This is a genomic window from Nonomuraea sp. CA-218870, assembly GCF_050936535.1.
Classification (GTDB): domain Bacteria; phylum Actinomycetota; class Actinomycetes; order Streptosporangiales; family Streptosporangiaceae; genus Nonomuraea; species Nonomuraea corallina.
Map to the genome: position 1 here is coordinate 1,042,280 of NZ_JBNJMN010000001.1, position 26,953 is coordinate 1,069,232.

General features: G+C 69.7%; 28 protein-coding genes. 24 read left to right on the forward strand and 4 right to left on the reverse strand.

Translation table 11 applies throughout. The annotated features are described in order from the left end of the window. Positions 1-46: 46 nt before the first annotated feature. Genes ACQEUU_RS05250 through ACQEUU_RS05320 form a run of 15 tightly spaced genes read left to right on the forward strand, consistent with a single transcriptional unit; the run spans position 47 to position 16,256 of the window. Positions 47-442, forward strand: coding sequence for an NADH-quinone oxidoreductase subunit A (locus ACQEUU_RS05250; RefSeq protein ID WP_148036370.1), 396 nt, complete (start codon positions 47-49; stop codon positions 440-442). Between the two features lies 1 nt (position 443). After that, positions 444-995, forward strand: coding sequence for a NuoB/complex I 20 kDa subunit family protein (locus tag ACQEUU_RS05255; protein ID WP_270153958.1), 552 nt, complete (start codon positions 444-446; stop codon positions 993-995). Next, on the forward strand, positions 992-1,696 hold the full coding sequence (locus tag ACQEUU_RS05260; protein ID WP_433061026.1) for an NADH-quinone oxidoreductase subunit C: 705 nt from the start codon (positions 992-994) through the stop codon (positions 1,694-1,696). Before ACQEUU_RS05255 ends, ACQEUU_RS05260 begins: the two co-directional genes overlap by 4 nt. Next, entirely contained in the window at positions 1,693-3,018 is a 1,326-nt protein-coding gene (locus ACQEUU_RS05265; RefSeq protein WP_433061028.1) for an NADH-quinone oxidoreductase subunit D, read from the forward strand. Before ACQEUU_RS05260 ends, ACQEUU_RS05265 begins: the two co-directional genes overlap by 4 nt. Continuing rightward, complete coding sequence (gene nuoE / locus ACQEUU_RS05270) at positions 3,015-3,671, forward strand: NADH-quinone oxidoreductase subunit NuoE (RefSeq protein WP_433061030.1); 657 nt, start codon at positions 3,015-3,017, stop codon at positions 3,669-3,671. The genes ACQEUU_RS05265 and nuoE overlap by 4 nt, the downstream gene beginning before the upstream one ends. Then, positions 3,668-4,957: an NADH-quinone oxidoreductase subunit NuoF gene (nuoF, locus tag ACQEUU_RS05275; RefSeq protein WP_433061033.1), complete on the forward strand. Its 1,290-nt coding sequence runs from the start codon at positions 3,668-3,670 to the stop codon at positions 4,955-4,957. Before nuoE ends, nuoF begins: the two co-directional genes overlap by 4 nt. Beyond that, positions 4,954-7,338 carry an NADH-quinone oxidoreductase subunit G gene (locus tag ACQEUU_RS05280; RefSeq protein WP_433061035.1) on the forward strand — a complete coding sequence of 795 codons (2,385 nt, stop codon included), beginning with the start codon at positions 4,954-4,956 and terminating at the stop codon, positions 7,336-7,338. The genes nuoF and ACQEUU_RS05280 overlap by 4 nt, the downstream gene beginning before the upstream one ends. After that, positions 7,335-8,651 (forward strand): NADH-quinone oxidoreductase subunit NuoH, encoded by a 1,317-nt coding sequence (gene nuoH / locus ACQEUU_RS05285; protein WP_433061037.1) that lies wholly within the window; start codon positions 7,335-7,337, stop codon positions 8,649-8,651. The genes ACQEUU_RS05280 and nuoH overlap by 4 nt, the downstream gene beginning before the upstream one ends. Further along, on the forward strand, positions 8,638-9,153 hold the full coding sequence (gene nuoI / locus ACQEUU_RS05290) for an NADH-quinone oxidoreductase subunit NuoI (protein WP_270153951.1): 516 nt from the start codon (positions 8,638-8,640) through the stop codon (positions 9,151-9,153). Before nuoH ends, nuoI begins: the two co-directional genes overlap by 14 nt. Further along, positions 9,146-9,904, forward strand: coding sequence for an NADH-quinone oxidoreductase subunit J (locus ACQEUU_RS05295; RefSeq protein WP_433061039.1), 759 nt, complete (start codon positions 9,146-9,148; stop codon positions 9,902-9,904). The genes nuoI and ACQEUU_RS05295 overlap by 8 nt, the downstream gene beginning before the upstream one ends. After that, complete coding sequence (nuoK, locus tag ACQEUU_RS05300) at positions 9,901-10,197, forward strand: NADH-quinone oxidoreductase subunit NuoK (protein WP_270153949.1); 297 nt, start codon at positions 9,901-9,903, stop codon at positions 10,195-10,197. The genes ACQEUU_RS05295 and nuoK overlap by 4 nt, the downstream gene beginning before the upstream one ends. A gap of 58 nt (positions 10,198-10,255) precedes the next feature. Continuing rightward, complete coding sequence (nuoL, locus tag ACQEUU_RS05305) at positions 10,256-12,106, forward strand: NADH-quinone oxidoreductase subunit L (protein WP_433071739.1); 1,851 nt, start codon at positions 10,256-10,258, stop codon at positions 12,104-12,106. Beyond that, positions 12,106-13,671 carry an NADH-quinone oxidoreductase subunit M gene (locus ACQEUU_RS05310; RefSeq protein WP_433061042.1) on the forward strand — a complete coding sequence of 522 codons (1,566 nt, stop codon included), beginning with the start codon at positions 12,106-12,108 and terminating at the stop codon, positions 13,669-13,671. Before nuoL ends, ACQEUU_RS05310 begins: the two co-directional genes overlap by 1 nt. Positions 13,672-13,685: 14 nt before the next feature. After that, positions 13,686-15,254: an NADH-quinone oxidoreductase subunit NuoN gene (nuoN, locus tag ACQEUU_RS05315; RefSeq protein WP_433071741.1), complete on the forward strand. Its 1,569-nt coding sequence runs from the start codon at positions 13,686-13,688 to the stop codon at positions 15,252-15,254. A 12-nt stretch (positions 15,255-15,266) separates the two neighbouring features. Then, on the forward strand, positions 15,267-16,256 hold the full coding sequence (locus tag ACQEUU_RS05320; RefSeq protein WP_433061045.1) for a polyprenyl synthetase family protein: 990 nt from the start codon (positions 15,267-15,269) through the stop codon (positions 16,254-16,256). Here the strand turns inward: ACQEUU_RS05320 and rarD are convergent. Then, entirely contained in the window at positions 16,224-17,144 is a 921-nt protein-coding gene (gene rarD, locus ACQEUU_RS05325) for an EamA family transporter RarD (protein ID WP_433061047.1), read from the reverse strand. The two genes, ACQEUU_RS05320 and rarD, sit on opposite strands and share 33 nt — an antisense overlap. 123 nt (positions 17,145-17,267) lie before the next feature. Here rarD and msrA point away from each other — a divergent pair, with 123 nt between their 5' ends. Next, positions 17,268-17,918, forward strand: a complete 651-nt coding sequence (gene msrA, locus ACQEUU_RS05330; protein ID WP_433061050.1) for a peptide-methionine (S)-S-oxide reductase MsrA — start codon at positions 17,268-17,270, stop codon at positions 17,916-17,918. 345 nt (positions 17,919-18,263) lie between these two features. Next, positions 18,264-18,431: a hypothetical protein gene (locus ACQEUU_RS05335; RefSeq protein WP_433061052.1), complete on the forward strand. Its 168-nt coding sequence runs from the start codon at positions 18,264-18,266 to the stop codon at positions 18,429-18,431. Positions 18,432-19,009: 578 nt separating this feature from the next. Here the strand turns inward: ACQEUU_RS05335 and ACQEUU_RS05340 are convergent. Next, positions 19,010-19,609 (reverse strand): DUF1707 SHOCT-like domain-containing protein, encoded by a 600-nt coding sequence (locus tag ACQEUU_RS05340; protein WP_433061055.1) that lies wholly within the window; start codon positions 19,607-19,609, stop codon positions 19,010-19,012. Positions 19,610-19,968: 359 nt separating this feature from the next. On the opposite strand from ACQEUU_RS05340, the gene ACQEUU_RS05345 reads away from it, so the two are divergent. From ACQEUU_RS05345 to ACQEUU_RS05360, 4 genes are all read left to right on the forward strand, one after another. Further along, on the forward strand, positions 19,969-20,373 hold the full coding sequence (locus tag ACQEUU_RS05345; protein WP_433061057.1) for a hypothetical protein: 405 nt from the start codon (positions 19,969-19,971) through the stop codon (positions 20,371-20,373). Positions 20,374-20,404: 31 nt separating this feature from the next. Next, positions 20,405-20,800, forward strand: a complete 396-nt coding sequence (locus tag ACQEUU_RS05350) for a hypothetical protein (RefSeq protein ID WP_433061059.1) — start codon at positions 20,405-20,407, stop codon at positions 20,798-20,800. A gap of 201 nt (positions 20,801-21,001) precedes the next feature. Beyond that, positions 21,002-21,937, forward strand: a complete 936-nt coding sequence (gene sigJ / locus ACQEUU_RS05355; protein ID WP_433061062.1) for an RNA polymerase sigma factor SigJ — start codon at positions 21,002-21,004, stop codon at positions 21,935-21,937. 54 nt (positions 21,938-21,991) lie between these two features. Continuing rightward, positions 21,992-22,498 (forward strand): carboxymuconolactone decarboxylase family protein, encoded by a 507-nt coding sequence (locus ACQEUU_RS05360; RefSeq protein ID WP_433061064.1) that lies wholly within the window; start codon positions 21,992-21,994, stop codon positions 22,496-22,498. Positions 22,499-22,507: 9 nt separating this feature from the next. Here the strand turns inward: ACQEUU_RS05360 and ACQEUU_RS05365 are convergent, their stop codons facing one another. Further along, positions 22,508-23,317 (reverse strand): isocitrate lyase/PEP mutase family protein, encoded by an 810-nt coding sequence (locus tag ACQEUU_RS05365; protein ID WP_433061067.1) that lies wholly within the window; start codon positions 23,315-23,317, stop codon positions 22,508-22,510. Positions 23,318-23,422: 105 nt separating this feature from the next. Here ACQEUU_RS05365 and ACQEUU_RS05370 point away from each other — a divergent pair, with 105 nt between their 5' ends. From ACQEUU_RS05370 to ACQEUU_RS05380, 3 genes are all read left to right on the forward strand, one after another. Further along, positions 23,423-24,325: a LysR family transcriptional regulator gene (locus ACQEUU_RS05370; protein ID WP_433061069.1), complete on the forward strand. Its 903-nt coding sequence runs from the start codon at positions 23,423-23,425 to the stop codon at positions 24,323-24,325. Positions 24,326-24,437: 112 nt separating this feature from the next. Next, positions 24,438-25,496 (forward strand): saccharopine dehydrogenase family protein, encoded by a 1,059-nt coding sequence (locus ACQEUU_RS05375; RefSeq protein ID WP_433061072.1) that lies wholly within the window; start codon positions 24,438-24,440, stop codon positions 25,494-25,496. Positions 25,497-25,645: 149 nt separating this feature from the next. Continuing rightward, positions 25,646-26,152 carry a hypothetical protein gene (locus ACQEUU_RS05380; RefSeq protein ID WP_433061075.1) on the forward strand — a complete coding sequence of 169 codons (507 nt, stop codon included), beginning with the start codon at positions 25,646-25,648 and terminating at the stop codon, positions 26,150-26,152. A gap of 19 nt (positions 26,153-26,171) precedes the next feature. Here the strand turns inward: ACQEUU_RS05380 and ACQEUU_RS05385 are convergent, their stop codons facing one another. Next, complete coding sequence (locus ACQEUU_RS05385; RefSeq protein ID WP_433061078.1) at positions 26,172-26,915, reverse strand: SAM-dependent methyltransferase; 744 nt, start codon at positions 26,913-26,915, stop codon at positions 26,172-26,174. Positions 26,916-26,953 lie beyond the last annotated feature (38 nt).

Here is a 26,953-nt window from a genome sequence, read left to right on the forward strand (position 1 = left end):
CTCGCCACGCGCCCGCGCGCGCGGCGGCGCAAGAGGAGGCGTAGCGATGGACCTGTACGTGCCCATCCTGGTGCTCGCCGTTCTCGCGGGGGGCTTCGCGATCTTCTCGGTCGCCATCGCTCCCTTCACCGGTCCCAAGCGCTGGAACCGCGCCAAGCTCGACGCGTACGAATGCGGCATCGAGCCGACGCCCCAGCCAGTCGGTGGCGGACGGTTCCCGCTGAAATACATGGTCACGGCGATGCTCTTCATCGTCTTCGACATCGAGATCATTTTCCTCTACCCGTGGGCGGTCTCCTTCGCGCCGCTCACCAACGACGCCGGACAGGTGATCGCCTCGGGCCTGGGCGTGTTCGCGCTCGTGGAGATGCTGCTGTTCATCGTCACCGTCCTGGTCGCCTACGCGTACGTATGGCGCCGCAAGGGTCTGGAGTGGGACTGACATGGGACTCGAAGAGAAACTCCCCAGCGGGTTCATCCTCAGCACGGTCGAGCAGGCCGCCGGCTGGGCCCGTAAGAACTCGGTGTGGCCGGCCACGTTCGGCCTCGCCTGCTGCGCCATCGAGCTGATGGCCACCGGCGCCTCCCACTACGACCTCGCGCGCTTCGGCATGGAGCGCGCTTCGGCGTCTCCGCGGCAGGCCGACCTGATGATCGTCGCCGGCCGGGTGTCGCAGAAGATGGCGCCGGTGCTGCGCCAGATCTACGACCAGATGGCCGAGCCCAAGTGGGTCATCGCGATGGGCGTGTGCGCCTCCAGCGGCGGCATGTTCAACAACTACGCGATCGTCCAGGGCGTCGACCACGTCGTGCCGGTCGACATCTACCTGCCCGGCTGCCCGCCGCGCCCGGAGATGCTCATCGACGCGATCGTCAAGCTGCACGACAAGATCCAGAACATGAAGTTCGGCGCGCACCGCGCGAAGCAGATCGACGAGCTCGAACTGCGGGCGCTGCGTACGCTGCCGCTGATCGACCAGGGGGCGACCAAGTGACCTCGCCCGACAACCTTCCCGAGGTCCCCGACGCGAACGTGCCCGAGGAGGCGCGGACGCCGGAGCCGGTCGAGGCGCCGGTGATCAGGCACGGCATGTTCGGGACGCACGACACCGGCGACACCTCCGGCTTCGGCGGGCTGGTCGTCCGCCGTCAGCCGCAGCTCGCCACGCCGCGCCCGTACGGCGGCTACTTCGACGAGATCGTCGACGCCCTCGCCATGGACGACGCCATCGAGCGCGTGGTCGTCGACCGCGGCGAGCTGACGCTGCACGTCAAGCGGGAGCGGCTGGTCGAGGTCTGCCAGAAGCTCCGCGACGACCCGGCGCTCCGCTTCGAGCTGTCGCTCGGCGTCAGCGGCGTGCACTACCCGCACCTGGAGGGCGAGGAGCTGCACTCGCTCATCCACCTGTGCTCCCTGACCCACAACCGCCGGGTGCGCGTCGAGACGAGCTGCCCCGACGCCGACCGGCACATCCCGTCGACCGTCGGCGTCTACCCGGCGAACGACTGGCACGAGCGCGAGGCGTACGACTTCTTCGGCATCGTCTACGACGGTCACCCCGCGCTGACCCGCATCATGATGCCCGACGACTGGGACGGCCACCCGCAGCGCAAGGACTACCCGCTGGGCGGCATCCCGGTCGAGTACCGCGGCGCGACGATCCCCTCGCCGGATCACAGGAGGAGCTACTCATGAGCACCGCTTATGACGAGGCGACAGAAGGCAAGGTCTACTCGGTCACCGGCGGCGACTGGGACGAGGTCGTCACCGGCGTCCGCGAGGGCGACGACGAGCGCCTGGTCGTCAACATGGGCCCGCAGCACCCGTCGACCCACGGCGTGCTCCGCCTGGTCCTCACCCTCGACGGTGAGACGGTCACCGAGGCGCGCAGCGTCATCGGCTACCTCCACACCGGCATCGAGAAGAACATGGAGTACCGCACGTGGACCCAGGGGACCACGTTCGTCACTCGCATGGACTACCTGTCGCCGATCTTCAACGAGACGGCCTACTGCCTGAGCGTCGAGAAGCTGCTGGGCATCGAGGACCGGGTGCCCGACCGGGCCCAGGCGATCCGCGTGATGATGATGGAGCTCAACCGGATCTCCTCCCACCTGGTCGCCATGGGCACGTTCGGCATGGAGCTGGGCGCCACCACGCCGTTCCTGTTCGGCTACCGTGACCGCGAGATGGTCATGGACCTGTTCGAGTACATCACCGGCCTGCGCATGAACCACGCCTACGTACGGCCGGGCGGCGTGAGCGTCGACCTGCCCGCGGGCGCGGTCGACAAGGTGGGCGAGTTCCTCAAGGAGATGCCCAAGCGGATCCACGGCATCCGCAAGCTCCTCGACGAGAACCCCGTCTACGTCCGCCGCACGCGCGACGTGGCCTACCTCGACGTGACCGGCTGCATGGCGCTCGGCGTCACCGGGCCGATCCTGCGGGCCGCCGGCCTGCCGTGGGACCTGCGCAAGTCGCAGCCCTACTGCGGCTACGAGACCTACGAGTTCGACGTCGCGGTCGAGAAGGGCTGCGACGTCTACTCCCGCTACCTGGTCCGCATGAGGGAGATGGAGGAGTCCCTCAAGATCATCGAGCAGGCGCTCGACCGCATCGCCGGTCCGCTCAAGGGCGACCCGGTGATGATCGAGGACAAGAAGATCGGCTGGCCGGCGCAGCTCGCGCTCGGCCCCGACGGGCTCGGCAACTCCCCCGACCACATCGCGCACATCATGGGCAGCTCCATGGAGGCCCTCATCCACCACTTCAAGCTGGTGACCGAGGGCTTCCGGGTGCCGGCCGGGCAGGCGTACGCGCCGATCGAGTCGCCCAAGGGCGAGCTCGGCGCGGTCGTCGTCAGCGACGGCGGCACCCGCCCCTACCGCGTCCACTTCCGCGAGCCGTCCTTCAACAACCTGCAGGCCGTCCCCGCCATGGCGGAGGGCGGGCAGGTCGCCGACGTGATCGCCGCGGTGGCATCTATCGACCCCGTCATGGGAGGTGTGGACCGGTGAGCTACGCACCGGAAGTCCGGGAGCGTCTGGAAAGGGACGCCAAGGAGATCATCGGCCGCTACCCGAAGTCGCGCTCGGCCCTGCTGCCGCTGCTCCACCTCGTGCAGTCGGAGGACGGCTACGTCTCCGACGACGGCCACGAGTTCTGCGCGGAGATGCTCGGCCTCAGCAAGGCCGAGGTCGTCGGCGTGTCGACGTTCTACACGATGTACAAGCGCAGGCCGGCCGGCGACTACCACGTCGGCGTGTGCATCAACGCGCTGTGCGCGGTCATGGGCGGCGACGAGATCTGGGAGGAGCTGTCGCAGCACACCGGCGTCGGCCACGACGAGACCACCCCTGACGGGAAGGTCTCGCTGGAGCGCCTGGAGTGCAACGCGGCCTGCGACTTCGCCCCGGTCATGATGGTCAACTGGGAGTTCTTCGACAACCAGACGCCCGAGTCGGCCAAGCAGCTCGTCGACGACCTGCGCGACGGCAAGGACGTGCGGCCGACCCGCGGACCGAAGCGCCTGTGCACGTTCAAGGAGGCCTCGCGCGTGCTGGCCGGGCTGCCCGACGACCTGGCCGGCGAAGGCCCCTCGGCCGCCGGCGCCTCGCTCGAAGGGCTCAAGGTCGCCAAGGCCAACGGATGGAAGGCCCCAGAGGCATGACTACTACCCTTACTCCGGTTCTGACCGCGAGCTGGGACAGGCTCGACTCCTTCACCATCGACGGCTACGGCCCGTACGAGGCGGCCAAGAAGGCGCTGGGCATGGACCCCGACGCGGTCATCCAGGCCGTCAAGGACTCCGGACTGCGCGGCCGCGGCGGCGCGGGCTTCCCCACCGGCATGAAGTGGGGGTTCATCCCGCAGGGTGACGGCAAGCCGCACTACCTCGTCGTCAACGCCGACGAGTCGGAGCCGGGCACCTGCAAGGACATCCCGCTGATGATGGCCAACCCGCACGCGCTGGTCGAGGGCGTCATCATCACCTCGTACGCGATCCGGGCCAACCACGCCTTCATCTACGTGCGCGGGGAGGTGCTGCACGTCATCCGGCGGCTGCACGCGGCCGTGCGCGAGGCGTACGAGAAGGGCTATCTCGGCACCGACGTCTTCGGCTCCGGCTACGACCTGGAGCTCGTCGTGCACAGCGGGGCGGGCGCCTACATCTGCGGCGAGGAGACCGCGCTGCTCGACTCGCTGGAGGGCTTCAGGGGTCAACCGCGGCTCAAGCCTCCGTTCCCGGCCGTGGCGGGACTTTACGCCTCGCCGACTGTTGTGAACAACGTGGAGTCTGTGGCGAGTGTTCCCAGCATCATCGCCAATGGCGCCGACTGGTTCGCCTCGATGGGCACCGAGAAGTCCAAGGGCTTCGGCATCTTCTCGCTGAGCGGCCACGTCACGCGGCCCGGCCAGTACGAGGCCCCGCTCGGCATCACGCTGCGCGAGCTGCTCGACATGGCGGGCGGCGTCCGCGAGGGCCACCAGATCAAGTTCTGGACCCCCGGCGGCTCGTCCACGCCCATCTTCACCGACGAGCACCTCGACGTCCCGCTCGACTTCGAGGCCGTCGGCGCGAAGGGCTCCATGCTCGGCACCCGCGCGCTGCAGATCTTCGACGAGACCACCTGCGTGGTCCGCACCGTGCTGCGCTGGACGGAGTTCTACGCCCACGAGTCGTGCGGCAAGTGCACGCCGTGCCGCGAGGGCACCTACTGGCTCAAGCAGGTGCTCAAGCGCCTGGAGGCCGGCCAGGGCACCGAGGAGGACCTGTCCACGATCACCGACATCGCGGACAACATCCTCGGCCGCTCCTTCTGCGCCCTCGGCGACGGTGCGACCAGCCCGATCCACTCGTCTGTGAAGTACTTCCGCGAGGAGTACCTCAAGCACTTCGAGGTCGGCGGCTGCCCGTTCGACGCGAAGAAGTCCACTGTGTGGGGTGACCGGTGACCACAACCGCTGTAGAGACGAACCTGGTGACCTGCACGATCGACGGGTTCCAGATCAGCGTCCCGAAGGGCACGCTGATCATCCGGGCGGCCGAGCTGCTGGGCATCCAGATCCCCAGGTTCTGCGACCACCCGCTGCTCGACCCGGCGGCCAACTGCCGCCAGTGCCTGGTCGACATCCCCGACGCGGGCAACGGCCGCGGCTTCCCGAAGCCGCAGCCGTCCTGCGCGATCGAGGTCGCCCAGGGCATGGTCGTGCAGACGCAGCTCACCTCGGCGGTCGCCGAGAAGGCGCAGCGCGGGGCGATGGAGTTCCTGCTCATCAACCACCCGCTCGACTGCCCGACGTGCGACAAGGGCGGCGAGTGCCCGCTGCAGAACCAGGCCATGTCCAACGGCCAGGGCGAGTCCCGCTTCCAGGAGAAGAAGCGGACCTTCCCCAAGCCGCTGCCTCTGTCCACGCAGGTGCTGCTCGACCGCGAGCGCTGCGTCCAGTGCGCGCGCTGCATCCGCTTCTCCGACCAGATCGCCGGCGACCCGTTCATCGACTTCTTCGAGCGGGGCGCCAAGGAGCAGGTCGGCGTCGCCGACGGTGAGCCGTTCCAGTCCTACTTCTCCGGCAACACCGTGCAGATCTGCCCGGTGGGCGCGCTGACCGGCGCCGCCTACCGGTTCCGGGCCCGCCCGTTCGACCTGGTCTCCACGCCCAGCGCGTGCGAGCACTGCGCCTCCGGCTGCGCCCAGCGCACCGACCACCGGCGCGGCCGGGTCACCCGCCGCCTGGCCGGCAACGACCCGCAGGTCAACGAGGAGTGGAACTGCGACAAGGGCCGCTGGGCGTTCACCTACGCCACCCAGCCCGACCGGCTCAGGACGCCGCTGGTCCGCGACGAGGAGGGCGTGCTCGTGCCCGCCTCGTGGCCGGAGGCGCTGAGCGTGGCGGCGCAGGGCCTGACGGCCGCCCGCGGCAAGGCGGGCGTGCTGATCGGCGGCCGGCTCACGGTCGAGGACGCCTACGCCTACGCCAAGTTCACCCGCATCGCGCTCGGCGGCAACGACATCGACTTCCGCGCCCGGCCGCACTCCGCCGAGGAGGCGAGCTTCCTCGCGCACGCGGTCGCCGGCACGGGCATCGAGATCTCCTACGCCGACCTGGAGAGCGCTCCCGCCGTCTTGCTCGCCGGGTTCGAGCCCGAGGAGGAGTCGCCGATCGTCTTCCTGCGCCTGCGCAAGGCGTGGCGCAAGCGCGGGCTCAAGGTCACCTCGATCGCCCCGTTCGCCACCAAGAGCCTGGCCAAGATGGGCGGCACGCTCATCCGCACCGCTCCCGGCGGCGAGGCCGACGCGCTCGGCGAGCTGGCCGCCACGCTCGTCCCCGGCACGATCGTGCTGGCCGGCGAGCGGCTGGCCACGGTCCCCGGCGCGCTGTCCGCGCTGGTGCGGCTGGCCTCCTCCGGCGCCAGGGTCGCCTGGATCCCGCGCCGGGCCGGTGAGCGCGGCGCCGTCGAGGCGGGCGCGCTGCCCAACCTGCTGCCGATCGGTCGGCCGGTCGAGGACGAGGCCGCCAGGGCCGAGGTCGCCCGCGTGTGGGGCGTCGCCTCGCTGCCGGCCGAGCCGGGCCTCGACACCGCGGGCATCCTCGCCGCCGCCCTGGAGGGCGAGCTCGACGCCCTGGTGGTGGCCGGAGTCGACCCGTACGACCTGCCCGATCCGGCGCTGGCGCTGGAGGCGCTGGAGCGGATGCCGTTCATCGTCAGCCTGGAGACGCGCGCCAGCGCGGTCACCGACCGGGCCGACGTGGTGCTGCCGGTCGCCACCGTCCAGGAGAAGGGCGGCACGTTCGTCAACTGGGAGGGCAGGGGCCGCTCGTTCGGCGCGCCGCTCAAGGTGCCCGGCCTGCAGAGCGACCTGGCCGTGATCGGCAACCTGGCCGACCGGATGGACGTCCACCTGGGACTGCCCGACGCGCAGGCCGCGCGCCGTGAGCTGACGTCCATCGGCGCCTGGCGCGGCGGCCGCGTCGCCGCCCCGTCCGTCGCCACCCGCGCCAGGCCCGTGCCCGGCGCCGGCGAGGCCCTGCTGGCGACCTGGCACCTGCTGCTCGACGACGGCCGGCTCCAGGACGGCGAGCCGTACCTCGCCGGCACCGCCCGCGCGCCCGAGGCCCTGGTCTCGGAGAGCACGGCGGCGGAGATCGGCGTCGCCGACGGTGACAAGCTCGTCGTCGGGGGCCGCGGCCCCAACGCCGTCACGCTGCCCGTCCGCATCGCCGACCTGCCGGACCGCGTGGTCTGGGTGCCGTCGAACTCGGGCGGCTGCTCGGTCACCCGCGACCTGGGCGCGGTGGCCGGCGACATCGTCACGATCGGGAGCGCCTCATGACCTTCGTTCTCGCGGCCGATCCGACCCTCGCCGACTTCGGCAAGGACCCGCTCTGGATCATCATCATCAAGGCCGTGATGCTCTTCGCCTTCATCATGGTGGGCATCCTGCTCGGCGTCTGGTTCGAGCGGAAGCTGATCGCCAGGATGCAGCACCGCTACGGCCCGAACCGGGCGGGCAAGTTCGGCATCCTGCAGTCCGTCGCCGACGGCCTGAAGATGGGGCTGAAGGAGGACCTGTTCCCGCGGACCGTGGACAAGGTGCTCTACCTGCTGGCCCCGATCATCATGGTGGTGCCGGCCTTCCTGGCCTTCTCCATCATCCCGTTCGGGCCGATGGTCAACCTGTTCGGCGTGCAGACGCCGCTGCAGCTGGTCGACCTGCCGGTGGCGGTGCTGTTCATGCTCGCCATGGGCGCCGTGTCCGTCTACGGCGTGGTGCTCGCCGGCTGGTCCTCGCGCTCGCCGTACGCGCTGCTCGGCGGCCTGCGCTCGGCGGCCCAGGTGGTCTCGTACGAGATCGCGATGGGCCTGTCGTTCGTGGCCATCTTCCTGTTCGCCGGGACGCTGTCCACCTCGGAGATCGTCGCGGCGCAGCAGCAGACCTGGTACGCGGTGCTGCTCATCCCGTCGTTCCTGATCTACGTGGTGTGCATGTTCGGCGAGGCGGCCCGCATCCCGTTCGACCTGCCCGAGGGCGAGGGCGAGCTGGTCGGCGGCTTCCAGACGGAGTACTCCTCCTCGCTGAAGTTCGCGCTGATCATGATGGGCGAGTACGTCCACACCTTCACCGCCTCCGGCATCGCCGTGACGCTGTTCCTCGGCGGCTGGCGGGCGCCGTTCCCCATCTCGCTGTGGGAGGGCGCCAACTCGGGCTGGTGGCCGGTGCTGTGGTTCCTCATCAAGTTCGTGCTGACGTTCTGCTTCATCGTGTGGGTGCGGGCCTCGCTGCCGCGCGTCCGCTACGACCAGCTGATGTCGCTGGGCTGGAAGGTGCTGATCCCGGTCAACCTGGCGTGGATCCTCCTCGTCGCCGCCGTGCGCAACGTGATCTTCGTCAACAACGGCACCTTCGAGGGCGACCTCTACATCTCCGCCGGCCTCGGCGCGATCGTCGTGATCGGCGCGCTGGCGATCTGGATGCGGTTCGACACCGTCAACCAGCGGCGCAAGGAGGCCATGAAGGCGGAGGTGGACGCCGAGTTCGAGACGCTGTCCAAGGAGCCGGCAGCCGGTGGCTTCCCTGTGCCGCCGCTCGACCTGCCGCACTACCACGGGGCGCAGCACAAGGAGATTCCCAGTGGGACTAACTGATTGGCTGAACCCCGTCAAAGGCTTCGGGGTCACCTTCCACACGATGTTCAAGAAGCCCGTCACGACCAACTACCCGGAGGTCAAGAAGCCGACGGCTCCGCGCTTCCACGGTCGCCACCAGCTCAACCGCTGGCCCGACGGCCTGGAGAAGTGCGTGGGGTGCGAGCTGTGCGCCTGGGCGTGTCCGGCCGACGCGATCTACGTCGAAGGCGCGGACAACACCGAGGAGGAGCGCTATTCTCCGGGCGAGCGTTACGGGCGCACCTACCAGATCAACTACCTGCGCTGCATCCTGTGCGGGCTGTGCATCGAGGCGTGCCCGACCAGGGCGCTCACGATGACCAACGAGTACGAGCTCGCCGACAGCAGTCGCGAGGCGCTGATCTTCACCAAGGAGATGCTCCTGGCCCCGCTCACGCAGGGGATGGAGCAGCCGCCGCACCCCATGCGCCTGGGCGAGACCGAAGAGGACTACTACCGGCTGGGACGGACCAATGGGTGAGACCATCACGTTCTGGGTGCTCGCCGTCGTGTCCGTCGGCGCCGCGCTCGGCATGGTCTTCAACAGGAAGGCCGTCTACTCGGCGCTGATGCTCGGCACCGTGATGCTCTGCCTGGCGGTCCTGTACGCGGTCCAGGAAGCGCCCTTCCTGGCGGCGGTGCAGATCATCGTCTACACCGGCGCCGTCATGATGCTGTTCCTGTTCGTGCTCATGCTGGTCGGCGTCGACAGCTCCGACTCGCTGGTCGAGACGTTGCGCGGGCAGCGGTTCTGGGCGGTCATCGCCGGGCTCGGCTTCGCCTCGCTGATCGTGCTGGCCGTCGGCAACGCGACCTTCGGCTCGCAGGCGGGGCTCGCCGCGGCCACCGCGCAGGGCGGTTACGTCCGCTCGATCGCGCTGCTGCTGTTCACCAAGTACGTGTTCGCGTTCGAGGTCACCTCAGCGCTGCTCATCACCGCCGCGCTCGCCGCGATGGTGCTGGCGCACCGCGAGCGGGTCGCCAAGAAGGCCACGCAGAAGGACCTGTCCCGGGCGCGGTTCCTCAGCGACCGGCCGACGCCGCTGCCGGGGCCCGGCACGTACGCCAGGGGCAACGCGGTCGACATGCCGGCGCTGCTCCCGGACGGGTCGGTGTCCGAGGAGTCGGTCAACCCCTACATCGCGCGCTATGACGTCGAGCAGGACCGGCTGCCCTCGGATCCGAAGTTCGCCGAGGCCATCCGGGCCCGGGCCGAGGAGGAGTCCGAGTGACCACGCAGTACCTCATCCTGTCCGGCCTGCTGTTCGCGATCGGCGCGGTCGGCGTGCTGATCCGGCGCAACGCGATCGTGGTGTTCATGTGCGTCGAGCTCATGCTCAACGCCTGCAACCTCGCCTTCGTCACCTTCGCCAGGCAAGTCGGCAACCTGGAAGGCCAGATCATCGCGTTCTTCGTGATGGTGGTGGCCGCGGCCGAGGTCGTGGTCGGCCTGGCCATCATCGTGACGATCTTCCGAACCCGCAGGTCCGCGTCCGTCGACGACGCCAACCTGCTGAAGTACTAAGAGGTGACTGGTGGATCCCGTTGAGATCATCCAGCACACCGCCGGTGGCGTGATCGGAATGTCCTGGCTGATGATCGCCTTCCCGCTGCTGGGGGCGACCATCCTGCTGGTGTTCAACCGCTACACCAACCGGTGGGGCCATCTGCTGGGCGTGGCCATGTCCCTCGCCTCGTTCGTCGTGGCGGTGCTGGCGTTCGTCCAACTGCTCGGACTGCCGGAGGCGCAGCGCCGTCAGGCGGTGCACCTGTGGGAGTTCATCCCGGGCATGGTGGACATGGGGTTGCTCGTCGACCCCCTGTCGATCGCGTTCGCGCTGCTGATCACCGGTGTCGGATCGCTGATCCACATCTACTCGATCGGCTACATGGCGCACGACCCCGACCGGCGCAGGTTCTTCGCCTACCTGAACCTGTTCGTCGCGGCCATGCTCCTGCTGGTCCTGGCCGACAACTACGTGGCCCTGTTCATCGGCTGGGAGGGCGTCGGTCTCGCCTCGTACCTGCTGATCGGGTTCTGGCAGTTCAAGCCGTCGGCGGCGGTCGCGGCCAAGAAGGCGTTCGTGGTCAACCGGGTCGGCGACTTCGGCCTGCTGGTCGGCATGTTCCTGATCTGGACCACGTTCGGCACGCTCGCCTTCGCCGAGCTGAAGCCCATCACGTCGGAGAACCCGACCACGCTGGCCATCGGCCTGCTCCTGCTGCTCGGCGCGTGCGGCAAGTCCGCCCAGCTCCCGCTGCAGTCCTGGCTCCTGGACGCCATGGAGGGCCCGACCCCGGTCTCGGCCCTGATCCACGCGGCGACCATGGTCACCGCCGGCGTCTACCTCGTGGTCCGCTCCGGCGCGTTCTTCTTCCCCGAGGGGTCGGCCGCCGCGCTCGCCGTCGCCATCGTCGGCGCGGCCACGCTGCTCGCCGGTGCGATCATCGGTTGCGCCAAGGACGACATCAAGAAGGGCCTCGCGGGCTCCACGATGTCGCAGATCGGCTACATGATGCTGGGCGCCGGCCTCGGCCCGGTGGGCTACGCCTTCGCCATCGGCCACCTGATCACGCACGGCTTCTTCAAGGCCGACATGTTCCTCGGCGCCGGCTCGGTCATGCACGCCATGAACGACGAGGTGAACATGCGCAAGTACGGCGGGCTCCGCAAGTACATGCCGATCACCTTCGCCACCTTCTTCATCGGCTACCTGGCGATCATCGGGTTCCCGCTGCTGTCCGGCTACTTCACCAAGGACGGCATCATCGAGTCGGCGATCCACGCCCAGCCGGTCCTCGGCTGGCTGGCCGTGCTCGGCGCGGGCCTCACCGGCTTCTACATGTCGCGGATGGTCTTCATGACCTTCTTCGGCGAGAAGCGCTGGGACGAGGAGGCCCACCCGCACGAGTCGCCGGCCGTCATGACGGTGCCGCTGATCGTGCTGTCGATCGGGTCGATCTTCCTGGGCGGCTACCTGGTGCTGAGCAACACGCTCCTGCTGTGGCTGGCCCCGGCCGTCGGACGTCCCGCGGAGCTTCCTGGCTTCCACCCCTTCAGCGTCCCCGGCCTGTCCACGCTGGCGCTGGTCGCGGTCGGCGCGGCGTTCGCCTGGTTCAAGTACGGGCGCGCCGAGGTGCCCGCCGTGCAGCCGCGCGGCTCGTTCCTCACCACGTTCGCCCGGCGCGACCTGTACGGTGACGCCATCAACGAGTCGCTGATCATGCGACCCGGCCAGTGGCTGACCCGCCTCGCGGTGTTCTTCGACAACCGCGGCATCGACGGCGTGGTCAACGGGCTGGCGGCGGGCATCGGCGGCAGCTCCGGGCGCCTGCGCAGGCTCCAGACGGGCTTCGCCAGAACCTACGCGCTGTCCATCCTGTTCGGCGCCGCCATCCTGACCGGCGCCCTGCTCCTCGTTGGGAACATCTGATGTCGTCACTCTGGCTCCCAATACTCATGGCGGTGCCCGTGCTGGGCGCCGTCGTGGTGGCCCTGCTCCCGAAGGGCAGCACCACCCTGGCCAAGCAGGTCACGCTGCTGGTCTCCCTGGTGGTGCTGGCCCTGACGCTGGTGATGGCGTTCCAGTTCCCGAGCGCCGCCGGTGACCGCTTCAAGTTCGAGGCCACGTACGACTGGATCCCGAGCTTCGGGGTGCACTTCGGCGTCGGCGTCGACGGCATCGCGCTGGTGCTGATCGCGCTGTCGGCGGTGCTGGTGCCGATCGTGGTGCTGGCCTCCTGGCACGACGCCGACGGGGTCAAGGCCGCCGACGGCACCGTGGTCGCGCCCAAGCGCTCGGTGAAGACGTACTTCTCGCTGCTGCTCGTGCTCGAGGCGATGATGATCGGCGTCTTCGCGGCGACCGACGTCTTCCTGTTCTACGTCTTCTTCGAAGCCATGCTGATCCCGATGTACTTCATGATCGGGTCGTACGGCGGCGCGCAGCGGTCCTACGCGGCCGTCAAGTTCCTGCTGTACTCGCTCTTCGGCGGCCTGCTCATGCTGGTCGCGGTCATCGGGCTGTACGTGGTCGCGGGCAAGGGGACGTTCATGTTCCCCGAGCTCGTCGGGGCCATCCAGGACCCGGCCACCCAGAAGTGGCTGTTCGCCGGCTTCTTCATCGCCTTCGCCATCAAGGCGCCGCTCTGGCCGGTGCACACCTGGCTGCCCGACGCGGCCGCGCAGGCGCCCGCCGGGGCCGCCGTGCTGCTCGTCGGCGTGCTCGACAAGGTGGGCACGTTCGGCATGCTCCGCTTCTGCCTGGAGCTGTTCCCGGACGCGGCCAAGGCGTTCACCACGCCGATCATCGTGCTCGCGGTCATCAGCATCATCTACGGCGCGATCGTGGCCATCGGGCAGACCGACATGAAGCGGCTCATCGCCTACACGTCGATCTCCCACTTCGGCTTCATCGTCATGGGCGTGTTCGCCATGTCGCAGGTCGCCCAGGCCGGGGCGGCTCTCTACATGGTCAACCACGGCTTCGCGACCGGCGCGCTGTTCCTGGCCGCCGGGTTCCTCATCGCCAGGCGCGGCTCGCCGCACATCGCCGACTACGGCGGCGTCCAGAAGGTCACGCCGGTGCTCGCCGGCTTCTTCCTGATCGCCGGTCTGGCCGGGCTCTCGCTGCCGGGGCTGTCGTCGTTCGTCAGCGAGTTCATGGTGATGATCGGCACCTACTCCAGCGACGCGTTCGGTTCCGGCGCGCTGGCCGCGGCGGCGATCGTCTCCGCGCTGGCCGTCATCCTCGCCGCCGTCTACATCCTGTGGATGGTGCAGCGGGCGATGAACGGCCCGACCGCCGAGCCGGTCAAGGCGTTCAAGGACCTGAACGCCCGTGAGGTGTGGGTCCTGGCCCCGCTCGTCGCGCTGATCATCGGCTTCGGGTTCTTCCCCAAGCCGCTGCTCGACGTGATCAACCCGGCCGTCACCTCCACCCTGACGAACGTCCAAGTGGACAACCCGGGCGTCGCTGAGAAGGGAGCCGGGCAGTGAACCCGACCATCGAGATGCCGACGATCGAGTACGCGACCCTGGCGCCGCTGCTGCTGGTGTTCGGCGCGGCGATCATCGGCGTGCTCGTGGAGGCGTTCGCGCCTCGCTACCTGCGCCGCTCCTTCCAGGTGCCGCTCACGCTGCTCTCCCTGATCGGCGCGTTCGCGCTGGTCATCGTGCAGGTCGTCAGGGGCGACGTGGAGACCGGGCCGGTCGCCATGGGCGCGCTCGCCGTCGACGGGCCCGCGCTGTTCATCTGGGGCGTCATCCTCGTTCTGTCCGCCGTGTGCGTGCTGCTGATCAACGACGAGGGCCACTTCGTCGCCTCGGCCGCGTCCGTGCCCGGCAGCTCCGACGAGGAGGCGTCCGAGAAGGCGGGCCACGAGCACACCGAGATCTACCCGCTGGTCCTGTTCGCCGTGGGCGGCATGCTCATGTTCCCCGCCGCGAACGACCTGCTGACGATGTTCGTCGGCCTGGAAGTCATGTCGCTGCCGCTCTACCTGCTGTGCGGCCTGGCCCGCCGGCGCCGCCTGCTGTCGCAGGAGGCGTCGATGAAGTACTTCCTGCTCGGCGCGTTCTCCTCGGCGTTCTTCCTGTACGGCACCGCCATGCTCTACGGCTACGCCGGCTCGGTGTCCTTCGCCGGGATCAACCAGGCGCTGGGCCAGGGCTCGCTGCTCGACCCGCTGCTGCTGCTCGGGGCCTCGCTGCTCGGCGTGGGCCTGCTGTTCAAGATCGGTGCGGCTCCGTTCCAGGCCTGGAAGCCGGACGTCTACCAGGGCGCGCCCACGCCGATCACCGCCCTCATGGCCTCCGGCACGCTGGTGGCGGCCGTGGGCGCGCTGCTGCGGGTGTTCTGGGTCGGTCTGGGCAACCTCGACTGGGACTGGCGCCCGGTGCTGTGGGCCGTCGCCGCGCTGACGATGATCGTCGGAGCCGTGATCGCCATCACGCAGACCGACATCAAGCGCATGCTGGCCTACTCCTCCATCGCGCACGCCGGCTTCCTGCTGGTGGGCGTGCTGGCGACGTACGACACCGGGGCGGGCAACGTCGTCTCGCTGCAGGCGATCCTGTTCTACCTGCTGGTGTACGGCGTCGCGACCGTGGGCGCGTTCGCCGTCGTCACGCTCGTGCGCGACGCCGGCGGCGAGGCCAACCACCTCTCCCGGTGGGCCGGCCTGGGCAAGCGGGCCCCGATCCTGTCCGGAGTGTTCGCCTTCTTCCTGCTCGCCTTCGCCGGCATCCCGCTCACCAGCGGGTTCTTCGGCAAGTACGCGCTGTTCACGGCGGCGATCGGCAGCGGCAGGGAGGCCGGCGACTCGCTCGGCGCCTGGATGACCGGCCTGGTGGTGGTCGGCGTCATCGCCTCGGCCATCGCGGCGTTCTTCTACGCCCGCGTGATCGTGCTGATGTTCTTCAGCGAGCCGGTGGCCGACGGACCGACGATCGCGGTGCCGAGTACGGGCACCGTGGCCGTCATCGCGCTCTCGCTGCTCGTTACGGTAGGAGTGGGGCTGTTCCCGGAGCCCGTACTCCAGCTCGCCAACACGGCTGCTTCCAGCCTTTTCGTCAGATAAGGGGAAAACCATATGTCCGCGCCTCCCGTTGTTGACCTTCCCATCGACGATGAGCGGCTGGCGCAGGACGTGGCCACCGGCCTGGCCGCGGTCGAGAAGCTGCTGCGCTCGTCGGTCGAGAGCGAGGACGCCTTCGTCACGGAGGCGTCCAAGCACCTCATCGAGGCCGGCGGCAAGCGGTTCCGCACCCTGATGGTGCTGCTGGCCGCGCAGTTCGGCGACCCGTCGGCGCCGGGCGTGGTGCCCGGCGCCGTGGTCATCGAGCTCACCCACCTCGGCTCGCTGTACCACGACGACGTCATGGACGAGGCCCGGGTGCGCCGCGGCTCGGCCTCCGCCAACGCCCGGTGGGACAACACCGTGGCCATCCTCACCGGCGACTACCTCTTCGCCCAGGCCTCCGCCCTGCTCGCCGACCTCGGGCCCGAGCTGATCAGGATCCAGGCGCAGACGTTCTCCCGCCTGGTGCAGGGGCAGATCCGCGAGACGATCGGGCCGCGCGCCGACGACGACCCCATCGCCCACTACATCCGCGTGCTCGCCGACAAGACCGGCTCGCTGATCGCGGCGGCCGGCCGCTTCGGCGCACTGCTGTCGGGCGCGGCCGCCGACGTCGAGGAACGGCTCAGCCGGGCCTGCGAGGCGATCGGCGTGGCCTGGCAGCTCGGCGACGACCTGCTGGACGTGGCCTCCTCGTCCCGGCAGTCGGGCAAGACCCCCGGCACCGACCTGCGTGAGGGCATCAGGACCCTGCCGGTGCTGTACGCACTGTCCGGCGACCCTGAGTCGCGGCTGGCCAAGCTGCTCGCGGGGCCGGTCGCGGAGGAGGACCTCGACGAGGCGCTGACCCTGCTGCGCGCCCACCCGGCGATGCTGCGGGCCCGCAGCGACCTGGCCGCCTGGGTCGACCGGGCCCGGGCCGACATCGCCGGCCTGCCGGACATCCCGGCCAAGGCGGCCTTCCTGACGCTATGTGACTACGTGGTCGAGCGGTCGGGCTGACCTGCCGACGCGGGCGGCCCGCGCCGCCCGCAAGCTGTCGTACGTGAAGATCGCCAGCGCCAGCCACACGATCGAGAAGCCTATCCACCGGCTCGGCGGCATCGTCTCCTTCGCGACCAGCACGCCGCACAGGAACTGCAGCACCGGCGCGATGTACTGCAACAGCCCGATCGTGCTGAGTGGGACCCGGATGGCGGAGGCGGTGAAGAAGAGCAGCGGCACCGCCGTGATCACCCCGGCGCCGATCATCAGCGCCACGTGCCAGCCGCCCTGGTGCCCGAACGTCGCCTCACCGCTGACCTGCAAGAACCCGATGTACGCCAGCGCGGGTGCCAGCAGCACCAGCGTCTCCACCGTCAGGCTCTCGGCCGCGCCCACGTTCGCGTGCTTCTTGATCAGCCCGTACAGGCCGAACGAGAAGGCGAGCGCCAGCGCCAGATACGGCGGCCGGCCGTAGTCGGCCGTCAGCACGATCACGGCCAGCGTGCCGAACCCCACCGCCGCCCACTGCAGCGGCCGCAGCCGCTCGCGCAGCAGCACCACCCCGAACAGCACGCTCACCAGCGGGTTGATGAAGTATCCCAGCGCGCTCTCCACCACGTGGCCGGAGTTGACCGCGTAGATGTAGGTCCCCCAGTTGACCGTGATGACCGCGGCGGCCAAGCCCAGCAGGGCGAGCTTGCGCGGCTGCCGCACGATCTCCTTGATCCACGACCAGTGCCTGCGCACGGCCAGCACCACGATCACGGTGATCAGTGACCAGGCCATCCGGTGAGCCAGGATCTCGACCGCCCCGGCGGGCTTGAGCAGCGGCCAGTAGAGGGGGAACAGACCCCACATCACATACGCGGCCACACCGAAGAGAACACCGCGCCGTAGTTCAGGCATGAAACCCATCTTCGAGCATGACCACCTTTAAACACAAATGCGGGTTCCTTCACGGAAATATGTAGCGTCTGTTAACGGTTGCACGGTCTGTAGAGTGGACTGCGGAGGTGCGCGATGGGCTGGATGTTCGGAACGAAGACGACCATGGTCACTCCCGAGGAGGCCCTCACCGGCCGCTCGGAGCCGATCCCCGTTCCGGCCCGCCACGCGGTCCTGGACGCCCCCCTCGCGCCGCCCTACCCCGAGGGCTACGAGATCGCCGACTTCGGCCTCGGCTGCTTCTGGGGGGCCGAGCGCAAGTTCTGGCAGACCCCCGGCGTCTACACCACCGCCGCCGGCTACCAGGGCGGCTACACCCCCAACCCGACGTACGAAGAGGTCTGCACCGGGCGCACCGGACACACCGAGGTGGTCCGGGTCGTCTACAACCCGGCCGAGATCTCGTACGAGCAGCTCCTGAAGGTCTTCTGGGAGGCCCACGACCCCACCCAGGGCATGCGCCAGGGCAACGACGTCGGCACCCAGTACCGCTCGGCGATCTACTACCACGGGGCGTCGCAGCAGGCGGCCGCGGAGGCTTCGCGGGACGCGTACGAGAAGGTGCTCGCCCAGGCGGGGTACGGGGGGATCACGACCGAACTGGCCGAGGCGAAGCCGTTCTACTTTGCCGAGGATTATCACCAGCAGTACCTATTTAAGGTGCCTGACGGCTATTGCGGCATCGGCGGTACCGGAGTCACCTGTCCGGTGGGTATCGCGCCGGCCGGTGAGTGAACTGTGACGCCATCCAGTGGTTCCGAGCCGTGCGTAGCCACTGGAAGCCGCTCGCAGTGGTGTCTCGGTTTCTACTGGTGACCACAACTCGAACCGTGAACGCAGCTTCTGCGGGGAAGTCTCTCTTCCGGGCGCACGTCGAGATAGTGCAGACACAGAACAGCGTGCACGACTCTCTGCAGGACCTTGCAGGTAGGCTTGGGACTTTTCTTTCTAGCCATATTTTCGGCGGGCGTAGTGGCTGCCGCCGGCGATGCGGCACTTCTCGTGGCGTTCCTCCCCGGCGTCTTGTTCGTGGTGCTCCAGGGGTGGCTGATATTTCGCTGGTCGTCACGTAGGAAATGGGTGCGCTGGTCCGCCATCGCCATCGAGGTGGTCGCGGTCGGCTGGAGTGTCATCCCGGACGCTGTCGACGGCGAGCTCGGTTGGGCCACGCTGACCAGCCTGGTCCTGCCGCTCGCGATCGTCGTCCTGCTGCTCACGCCCTCGGCGGCACGCTGGTTCGACCGCTGACGTCGCCCAGCATGAGTCCATCGGCACGCGTTCCTCCGCCGATGGACTCATGCTGGCCCCCCGGCCAACTGGAGATCCAGCGGCGGGCGTCTCGCCTCTATACGTTGAGCTGCGGTCGCGGTGGTTTTCGGCGGGCCGTACAACTCCCGGTAGACCTCGTAAAGCTCGACTGCTTCGGGCGGGCCATGCTCCTCGATACCGTCGAGTGACCTCACCTCAGGTGTCCGTACTACCGGGGGAACCTCATCGTGGTTCTATGCAGAAAGATGCTCAGTTGATGTATGACTGTCCTGCACGACGCTACGGAGCTGAGCGTCACCGAAGCGGCCCAGCGAGGGGTTGCCCGCTTGGTGGCTGAGGTGGAGCGGGGGACCGATTCCGCCGACTCAACCAGTTGGAGGAAGCTGCGGCCGATCCGCGAGATCTGGCGCTTGTGCTCGGTCGCTCGGTCACGGATACGGGGGATCGTGTCGCGCATGACGAGGTGCTCGCGGCTTTCGGGCACACCCGTGAGTCGCTGACAGCTGTGCGTCCTCCGCCTGCCGGTCACGAGCTGGTACGGGATGCCGGGCCGGCGTTCAGCGCTCGCGCCGGCGACGTAGTTTGCCGTTCACCCCGCCGAACAGCGCCAGGCCCTTCACCACGAGCACCGGCGCCGACGGGTCGATGTCCGGGCCGCTGTGGACGTCGAAGCCGCCGAAGATGCCGATGCCCTGGCTGCGCACCTCCATCCCCTCCGGCACGATGAGGTCGGCCCCGCCGAAGATCGCGACAATGGTGATCTCGGCTTCTCTCGCCTCGAACTCGGCGTCGGTCAGGTCGAACCGCAGGCCGCCGAAGAGGGCGAGCGCTCTGGTCCGTCGCCGTACGCGCCAACGGCCCTTGCGTTCGGCGCCGCCGAAGACGGCGATCACGTTCTCGGCCTCGGAGTCCGTGGCCGGTGAGGGGGAGAGCGAGGTCGCGGTCACCGGCTGTGTCTGGAGGTCGTGGGTGAGGAGCTGGAGTTCTCCCACGGTCTTGGCCTGGTAGAGCTTGTCCAGGCGTTCGGAGTACTCCTCGTGGCTCAGCTGGCCGGTGCTCATGGCCTCGCCGAGCACGGTGGCGACCTGTTCCCTGTTGCTGTCGGAGGCGCGCAGGTGGGAGGGGTGGGGGTCCATGGGCGAGGGGCGGTTTTCCATATCGGTCACGATAGTACTCGTCCTCCCGCCAGGGGAGTCCGCGTGCCAGGTAGCGGTGGAGAAGGATTCGCGCGGGCGTCACTCACGGTGATGTCCGTGGGTGTCTCTGGAGCGGGAACGTTCCATGATGTCGATCGCAAGAGTTTCACATCTCGGATTGGTAACGCTCTCATATGTCGGGATAGTCATAGGCCGCCCGCATGGCATACGGTCACAGCGACATAACGCTGTTGTGTCTGGGGCCCACGAGGGGAATGCGGGCCACGGGGTGATCGATGTTTCGCGGGCGGTCCCGCGAGCGCTGTTCCGTGTGCGCAAGAGCGCGTCCCTCGGCCGGGCCATACCTCGAAAGGTGAACGATGCTCCGGAAACGCATAGGGCCAGTCCTGGCCGCCGCTTCCCTGGCCGCGGCGGGCGTGCTGGTTCTCGAAGCGCCGGCTCAGGCGGCCTCGTCACACGCCATCGTCAAGACGGGCGGCACCCGCGCCGGTGAGGTGTGGTTCAACCGCGCCGACGGCAGTCACGGCAACAACGCGTGGTTCGACCTGTACGACGCGAAATGCGATGCGGAACCGGTCTACGTCTACTGGAAGTACGTCACCGACGGCCTGTCCAAGTGGAACACGAACAGCAACGACGGCGGCTGCAACACCACCGCCGGCTTCAACCTCAAGAGCGGCAGCTTCACGATCGAATACAAGGTGTGCGTCGACGACGGCGTCTTCAGCGACACGTGCTCAGGCACCGTGAGGGACCGGAATTGAACGGCGAGAGCCGTACGAGGGAGTGCTGCGCATGAGAAGTCGCCTGCTGGCCGTCCTGACCACGCTGGTGCTGGCCGTGGGGGGCACGCTCGCCCTCGCGCCGCCGGCGCTGGCGGCGGCCTCGTCGAACGCGATCGTCAAGACCAACAACACCCGCGCCGGTGAGGTGTGGTTCAACCGTTCGGACGGCAGCCACGCCAACAAGGCGTGGTTCGACCTGTACGACGCCAAGTGCGACGCGCACTCCGTGTACGTCGAGTACCAGATCAACAACAACGGGACCGTCCAGAAGGAGAACGAGGGAGGCTGCGGCAGCACGAAGGGGTTCAACCTGCAGACCGGATACTTCGTGATCGTCTACCGCGTCTGCGTGAACGACACCTTCGGCAACCACCCGTGCTCGAACTGGGTGTCCGACCGCAACTGAGCCGATGAGCTCCGGCTCGCCGGGGTGAAGGGTGCCGGGGCCGGTCGGTGACGACGGGCCCCGGCATCCGACGCGCCGAGCGCCGTCGTCGCGCACGGCTGGAGCGGCAGGAGGGCGCCGGGAACGCCGACGGCGTCACACCTCGGGCGGCTGTCTCGTCGGACGGGTGACGGCCGCCGCGCGGAGGGAACCGACGACGCCATGTCCACACCGTCCGACCCGAGCCTGAGCGTGATCATGAGCGAGCGGGGTCACCTGGTCAACCTCGCGTACCGGCTCCTCGGGTCCCTGAGCGAGGCCGAGGACGTCGTCCAGGAGACGTACGCCCGCTGGTACGCCATGTCGCGGCGGCAGCAGGAGGAGATCGAGGTCCCCGGCGCCTGGCTGACGAAGGTCGCCGGTCGCATCTGCCTGGATCTGCTGCGCTCGGCGCGGGTGCGGCGGGAGCGCTACGTGGGGGACTGGATCCCGGAGCCGCTGCCGGAGCGTACGGAGCCGACGGGCGACCCGGCCGACCGTGTCACCCTCGACGAGTCGGTCAACATGGCCTTCCTCGTGGTGCTGGAGTCGATGACTCCGGCGGAGCGGGTGGCGTTCGTGCTGCACGACGTCTTCCGCTACCCCTTCGCGGAAGTGGCCCAGATCGTCGGCCGGACTCCGGCGGCCTGCCGCCGGCTGGCCTCGTCCGCCCGCCGGCGGGTCCGCGACTCGCGGCCTCCCGTGACGCCGGAGGCGCGGCAGGCGGGCGTCGTCAGGGAGTTCAAGCGGGCCTGGGAGGCCCGCGACATCGAGGCCCTGGTGGGCCTGCTCGACCCGGACGCCACGGTCGTCACCGACAGCGGCGGCCTGGTCGACGCGGTGCCCGGTCCGATCGAGGGCGGCGAGCGGATCGCGCGCCACGCGGTCGACCTCGTCGGCAGGGCGCCCGGCATGGCGATCCTGGAATGCTCGGTCAACGGCCGGCCCGGTCTGCTGGTGCGGCTGGACGGGGTGACGGTGACGGTGATGGCCTTCGAGGTCGCGGGTGACCGGATCACGCGCGTGTGGGGCGTACGGAATCCCGACAAGCTCAAGCCGTGGACCACGGAGTACGAGCGACGCCTCACATTCCCCGGGGCCGTCTCGTCGGATGAGTGAGGGGTTCGCCGACGCGTCCCCTCACGACGTGCCAGGAACGAACAAGGGGATGCCATGTCCACACCCACGACCGAGCAGGCCGGCCTCCGTTCGCGGCTGCCCGACCCGAGCGCGTTCTTCCCCGAGGAGGTGGGGATGCTGGCCGGGGGGATGGCCGCCGTCGTCGGCAACGGGCTGATTCCGCGGACCACCGTCGGCCTGGTGCAGCTCCGCGGCGGGCAGCTGGTCGGGAGCACGTACCACACCGTCCGGCAGGCCGGCCTGCTCCGTGAGGCGGGGGAGCCGGAGGAGCGCATCACCGCCGTGGCGTCCTGGCGGGACGCCCCGTACTTCACCGGCCCCGAACGGGTGGCGCTGGAGCTCGTGGAGGCCGTGCTGTCCCCGAACCCCGCCGGGGAGCGGGTCCCGGACGAGTTGTACGCCAGAGCGCGCGGCCACTACGACGAGCGGGCGCTCTGGACGCTCACCATGGCGATCGGCCAGATCTGCTTCTTCATCCCCGTCGCGCTCATCGCCAAGCCGATCCCCGGCCGGCCGCTGGGGGAGAACTACACAGGATGAACGGCGCCGTCAGTCGAACGCGCCGTGCAGGTCCTCGGCGGCGGCCATCCGCCTGACGAACCCGAACCGGCCGTCCCGCATCTCCCTGGCCGCGTCCATGAACGAGCCCAGCGCGACCCGGGAGAGCGCCCCGCCGACGCTGACCCGGCGGACGCCGATCTCGGCGAGCCGCGTCAGGGTGATGTCCGGGTCGGCGAAGCCCATCACGACGTTGACCGGCTTGCCGACCGAGGACACGACCGCGCGCATCTCGTCGAGCGTGCGCAGCCCGGGGGCGTACAGGACGTCCGCGCCCGCCGCCTCGAACGCCTGCAGGCGCCTGATGGTGTCGTCGAGGTCGCCGGCCTGCCACAGCAGGTTCTCGGCCCGAGCCGTCAGGACGAGGGGGACCGGCAGGGCGCGGGCCGCCTCGACGGCCGCCCGCACCCGTTCGACGGCCAGCTCGAAGTCGTAGATCGGCGCCGCGGGGTCGCCGGTGGCGTCCTCGATGGAGACCCCGGCCGCGCCGGCGGCCCAGGCGTCCGCGATCATCGTGGCCGCCTCGGCGGGGTCGTCGGCGAAGCAGTTCTCCAGGTCGGCGTTGACGGGCAGCGGCGTGGCTTCGCTCACGGCGCGGAGGTTGTCCAGGACGTCCTGCCTGCCCACCCGCCTGCGGCCGAGCTGGTTGGCCACGCCGAAGCTGGTCGTGGCCAGGGCTTCGAAGCCGAGCGAGGCCAGCAGCCTGGCGGTGCCCGCGTCCCACGGGTTGGGCAGCAGGAAGGGCTCGGGGCGCTCGTGCAGCTCGCGGAAGCGGCGGGCTCTGGCCGTCTGATCGTTCACGGGGCTCCTCAAGGGGTCGGATGACGCCCTCCACTCTCGGCCGCTGCCTTCCCTTCCGGCAAATGCATAGAACGGATGCTTCCATCAGGAAAACTGATGGATGTGATGACCATCGACGAAGTCGTGGCCTTCGTGGCCGTCGCCGAGTGGGGCGGTTTCACCGAGGCGTCCAGGCGGCTCAACCTCTCCCAGCCGGCGGTCAGCCGCCGGGTCCGGGAGCTGGAGCGGTCGCTGGGGGCGCCCCTGTACGAGCGGGCCGGTCGCCGGGTGCGGCTGACGGCCGCGGGCCGGGCGCTGCTGCCGCACGCGGAGGCCGTGCTGGCCACGGTCCGCGACGCCGAACGAGCCGTACGGGAGGAGGTGGCGCGGCAGGGTGAGACGAGGAGCCTCGGCCTGGCCATCGTCGGCACGCTGGCCGACTCCCACCTCGTGGACGCGCTGCGCGCGTTCGAGTCGCGTTCCCCCGACGTCGCGGTCGAGCTGACCACCGCCACCAGCCGGCAGGTCAGCGCGCTCGTCCGCACCGGGGAGGCGTCCCTCGGGCTGCGGTACTTCCCGGACGCCGACCCGCGGCTGGAGTCGATCCCGCTCGGGGCGGAGCGCCTGGTGGTGGTGGTCCCGGCCGCGCACCCCCTCACCGCCGGACGCCTGCCCGGCCTGGAGGCGCTGCACGGCGAGCGGTGGCTGGGGTTCTCTCCCGAACGGGGTCAGCCGGACTCGTTCGGGCACCTGCTCGACCGGCTCCTGCCCGCGGGCACGCGGGTGACCAGGATCGACAGCCTCACGGCGCAGAAGCGGCTGGCGCAGGCGGGGCTCGGCGTCGCCCTGATGCCCGTCAGCAGCGTCCACGAGGAACTGCGCATCGGCAGCCTGCGGGCGGTCGAGGTCGACGGCATGGAAGCGCGGCTGCCCGTGGTCGCCGTCCGGCGCCGGGGCGGCCATCGGGGGCCGCTCACGGAGGCGTTCCTGGAGGTGCTGCGCGAGCACACGCCGGGCCTGCGCGGCTGACGCGAGCTGATGTCCGAAATTGTGCGGATGTTGGCGTTCCGGACGGTCGTGCTAGCCGGTCGCCGCTGCCAGGATTCCGGTGACGCAGAATCCGGTCGAAAGAGGAGAAGCGATGGAATCGGGGCAGACGGTCGCGGTGTACGGGGCGTACGGGCACACCGGGCGGTTCGTGGTGGCGGAGTTGCTGGAGCGCGGGTTCGTCCCGATCCTGTCCGGGCGTGACGAGGTCAAGCTGAAGGCGCTGGACCACCCGGGGCTGGAGGTGCGGCCGGCCGCGGTGGACGATCCGGCCGCGCTGGACCGGGCGCTGGCCGGGGCCGCGGCCGTGATCAACTGCGCCGGGCCGTTCGCCACGACCGCCGCCCCGGTGATCGAGGCGGCGCTGCGGGCCGGCATCCCCTACGTGGACGTCGCCGCCGAGATCGAGGCCAACGCCGACACGTTCGCGCACTTCGAGGACCGGGCCCGCGCGGCCGGAGCCGTGGTCGTCCCCGCGATGGCCTTCTACGGCGGCCTGGGCGACCTGCTGGCGAGCGCGGCCATGGGCGACTGGACCGCGGCCGACGAGGCGCACGTCGCCTACGGCCTGAGCGGCTGGCACCCCACCGAGGGGACGCGCCTGGCGGGCCAGGTCTCCGGGCGGCGGCGGGACGGCCGGCGCGTCCGTTTCACCCAGGGGCGGCTGGAATACCACAGTGACGACCTGCCGACGCTGCGGTGGACCTTCCCCGACCCGGCGGGCCCCCGGGACGTGATCGGCGAGTTCACCATGGCCGACGTCGTCACGATCCCCAGCCATCTGCCCATCCCCGAGGTCCGCACGTACATGACCGTCGAGGCGGCCGGAGACCTGGCCTCCCCGGACACGCCGGCGCCGTTCGCGGCCGACGAGCGCGGACGGTCCGGGCAGACGTTCCTCGTCGACGTCGTCGTACGGTCCGGCGAGGAGCGGCGGCGGGCCGTGGCGAGCGGGCAGGACATCTACGCCGTCACCGCGCCGCTCGCGGTGGAGGCGGTCCGGCGCATCCTCACCGGGCGGACCAGGGCCGTCGGCGTGGCCTCCGCCGGCGCCATCTTCGACGCCCCCGACTTCCTCCGCGCGCTGTCCGCGCACCTCACGGTCACGCTGGAGACGCACCCCCCGGCCACGCCGGAGCCGACGGCACCCTGATCATCAGGGCCGGCCCTCGCCGTCCCGGTAGCGCCGCGCGGGTCGCGGTGCCGCTGTGTCCGGTTAATGCCCTCCTCATGTCCTCGATCGGTCTGTCCGGACTCGTGACGATGAAGCGCGGAAGACGGAACGGACAGTCAGGAGGACTGATGGGAACTCGCAGCATGCGCGGCCCCGGACGCGCGTTCAAAGCACTCGCCGGGCTCATCGGGTCGGCACTGGTGGTGTCGACCATGATCATCGCGTCGCCGGCGTCGGCGACCGCCGAATCCAGGGCGGTCACGAACTCTGTCGCGACCGCGGCCTGGGCCCCCCGGGTCGTCCCGCTCTACTCGGGCGAGCCGCGCATGGATCTGAGTTTCCCGGAGATGCGAGAGTCCTTCCTCGACGTCTGCGAGACCGAGGACATGAACGGTTACGCCTGCATCACCGTGGGAGACGGCGATGGGACGCACACCGGCTTCCCCCTGTTCAAGTGCGGATGGCGGAAGGTCTACGACTTCATCAACGCGGGCGCTCTCGTGAACAACCAGTACGGCGGCGCGAGGGTGAGGCTCTACAACGCGTCGCAGGCGGAGCTCGTGTCCTACGGGACCGGCAGGCACGGCATCCCCAACGAGATCCTGTACGCGACGGAGTGGATCAAAATCTGCTGAACCGGCCTTCCCCGGCCGGTCAGTCCGTGCGCTGGAGCAGGAGGGTGACGAACCCGAGGACGCCCCGGTAGCCGTGCAGCCACGAGTCGCGGTGCTCGCGGGCGGCCGCGCGGGCGGCGTCGGCGTCCGGACCGGGGTGTTCGTTGGCCCAGCGCAGCAGCGTCCCGGTCCAGGACCACTCGTAGTCGTCCCATTCGGACAGGTCGCTGGTGTAGGCGTAGACGGTGTCGAAGCCGGCGGACTCGGCGGCGGCGACGGTGCCGGGCAGGTCGAGGAACTCCGACGGCTCGGCACCGAGCCGGGCGAGCGCCTCCGGCGTCGGCTCGCGCTCCCAGAACCCCTCGCCGATGAGGGCCAGGCCGTTCGGCCTGAGGTAGCGCCTGACGTGGCCGGCGGTGGGGATGAGCCCGCCGAACGCGTGCGTGGCCCCGACGCAGAGCACCAGGTCGTACTGTTCGGCCACCGGGAAGCCGGCGGCGGGCCGTTCGTGCAGCCGGACGCGTTCCCACACGCCCTGGGCGTCGGCGTGCTCCTCGGCCGCCTTGAGCGCCTCGGTGGAGACGTCGACGCCGTCGGCGGTGGCGTCCTCGTAGAGCGCCAGCGCGCGCAGCGTCCACGCGGCCTCGCCGCAGCCGAGGTCGAGGATCCTGGCTCCCTCCGGCAGCCGGGCCCGGCGCAGCAGCCGGGTCACGTGCGCCCCGGAGACCGGTGCGGCGATGGGGTGGTCACGGTGGGCGAGATGGCTGATGAGCTGGCGGTCCATGGGACAAATCTGTCCTATGGCGGACGGGCGCACCAGCG

Bases quoted from the DNA above. Each gene is read 5' to 3' on its own strand.
- ACQEUU_RS05250 (WP_148036370.1), top strand. From the start codon at position 47: ATGGACCTGTACGTGCCCATCCTGGTGCTCGCCGTTCTCGCGGGGGGC.
- ACQEUU_RS05255 (WP_270153958.1), top strand. From the start codon at position 444: ATGGGACTCGAAGAGAAACTCCCCAGCGGGTTCATCCTCAGCACGGTC.
- ACQEUU_RS05265 (WP_433061028.1), top strand. From the start codon at position 1,693: ATGAGCACCGCTTATGACGAGGCGACAGAAGGCAAGGTCTACTCGGTC.
- nuoF (WP_433061033.1), top strand. From the start codon at position 3,668: ATGACTACTACCCTTACTCCGGTTCTGACCGCGAGCTGGGACAGGCTC.
- nuoH (WP_433061037.1), top strand. From the start codon at position 7,335: ATGACCTTCGTTCTCGCGGCCGATCCGACCCTCGCCGACTTCGGCAAG.
- ACQEUU_RS05295 (WP_433061039.1), top strand. From the start codon at position 9,146: ATGGGTGAGACCATCACGTTCTGGGTGCTCGCCGTCGTGTCCGTCGGC.
- nuoL (WP_433071739.1), top strand. From the start codon at position 10,256: ATGTCCTGGCTGATGATCGCCTTCCCGCTGCTGGGGGCGACCATCCTG.
- ACQEUU_RS05310 (WP_433061042.1), top strand. From the start codon at position 12,106: ATGTCGTCACTCTGGCTCCCAATACTCATGGCGGTGCCCGTGCTGGGC.
- nuoN (WP_433071741.1), top strand. From the start codon at position 13,686: ATGCCGACGATCGAGTACGCGACCCTGGCGCCGCTGCTGCTGGTGTTC.
- ACQEUU_RS05320 (WP_433061045.1), top strand. From the start codon at position 15,267: ATGTCCGCGCCTCCCGTTGTTGACCTTCCCATCGACGATGAGCGGCTG.
- rarD (WP_433061047.1), bottom strand. From the start codon at position 17,144: ATGCCTGAACTACGGCGCGGTGTTCTCTTCGGTGTGGCCGCGTATGTG.
- msrA (WP_433061050.1), top strand. From the start codon at position 17,268: ATGTTCGGAACGAAGACGACCATGGTCACTCCCGAGGAGGCCCTCACC.
- ACQEUU_RS05340 (WP_433061055.1), bottom strand. From the start codon at position 19,609: ATGGAAAACCGCCCCTCGCCCATGGACCCCCACCCCTCCCACCTGCGC.
- ACQEUU_RS05345 (WP_433061057.1), top strand. From the start codon at position 19,969: ATGCTCCGGAAACGCATAGGGCCAGTCCTGGCCGCCGCTTCCCTGGCC.
- ACQEUU_RS05350 (WP_433061059.1), top strand. From the start codon at position 20,405: ATGAGAAGTCGCCTGCTGGCCGTCCTGACCACGCTGGTGCTGGCCGTG.
- sigJ (WP_433061062.1), top strand. From the start codon at position 21,002: ATGTCCACACCGTCCGACCCGAGCCTGAGCGTGATCATGAGCGAGCGG.
- ACQEUU_RS05360 (WP_433061064.1), top strand. From the start codon at position 21,992: ATGTCCACACCCACGACCGAGCAGGCCGGCCTCCGTTCGCGGCTGCCC.
- ACQEUU_RS05370 (WP_433061069.1), top strand. From the start codon at position 23,423: ATGACCATCGACGAAGTCGTGGCCTTCGTGGCCGTCGCCGAGTGGGGC.
- ACQEUU_RS05375 (WP_433061072.1), top strand. From the start codon at position 24,438: ATGGAATCGGGGCAGACGGTCGCGGTGTACGGGGCGTACGGGCACACC.
- ACQEUU_RS05380 (WP_433061075.1), top strand. From the start codon at position 25,646: ATGGGAACTCGCAGCATGCGCGGCCCCGGACGCGCGTTCAAAGCACTC.
- ACQEUU_RS05385 (WP_433061078.1), bottom strand. From the start codon at position 26,915: ATGGACCGCCAGCTCATCAGCCATCTCGCCCACCGTGACCACCCCATC.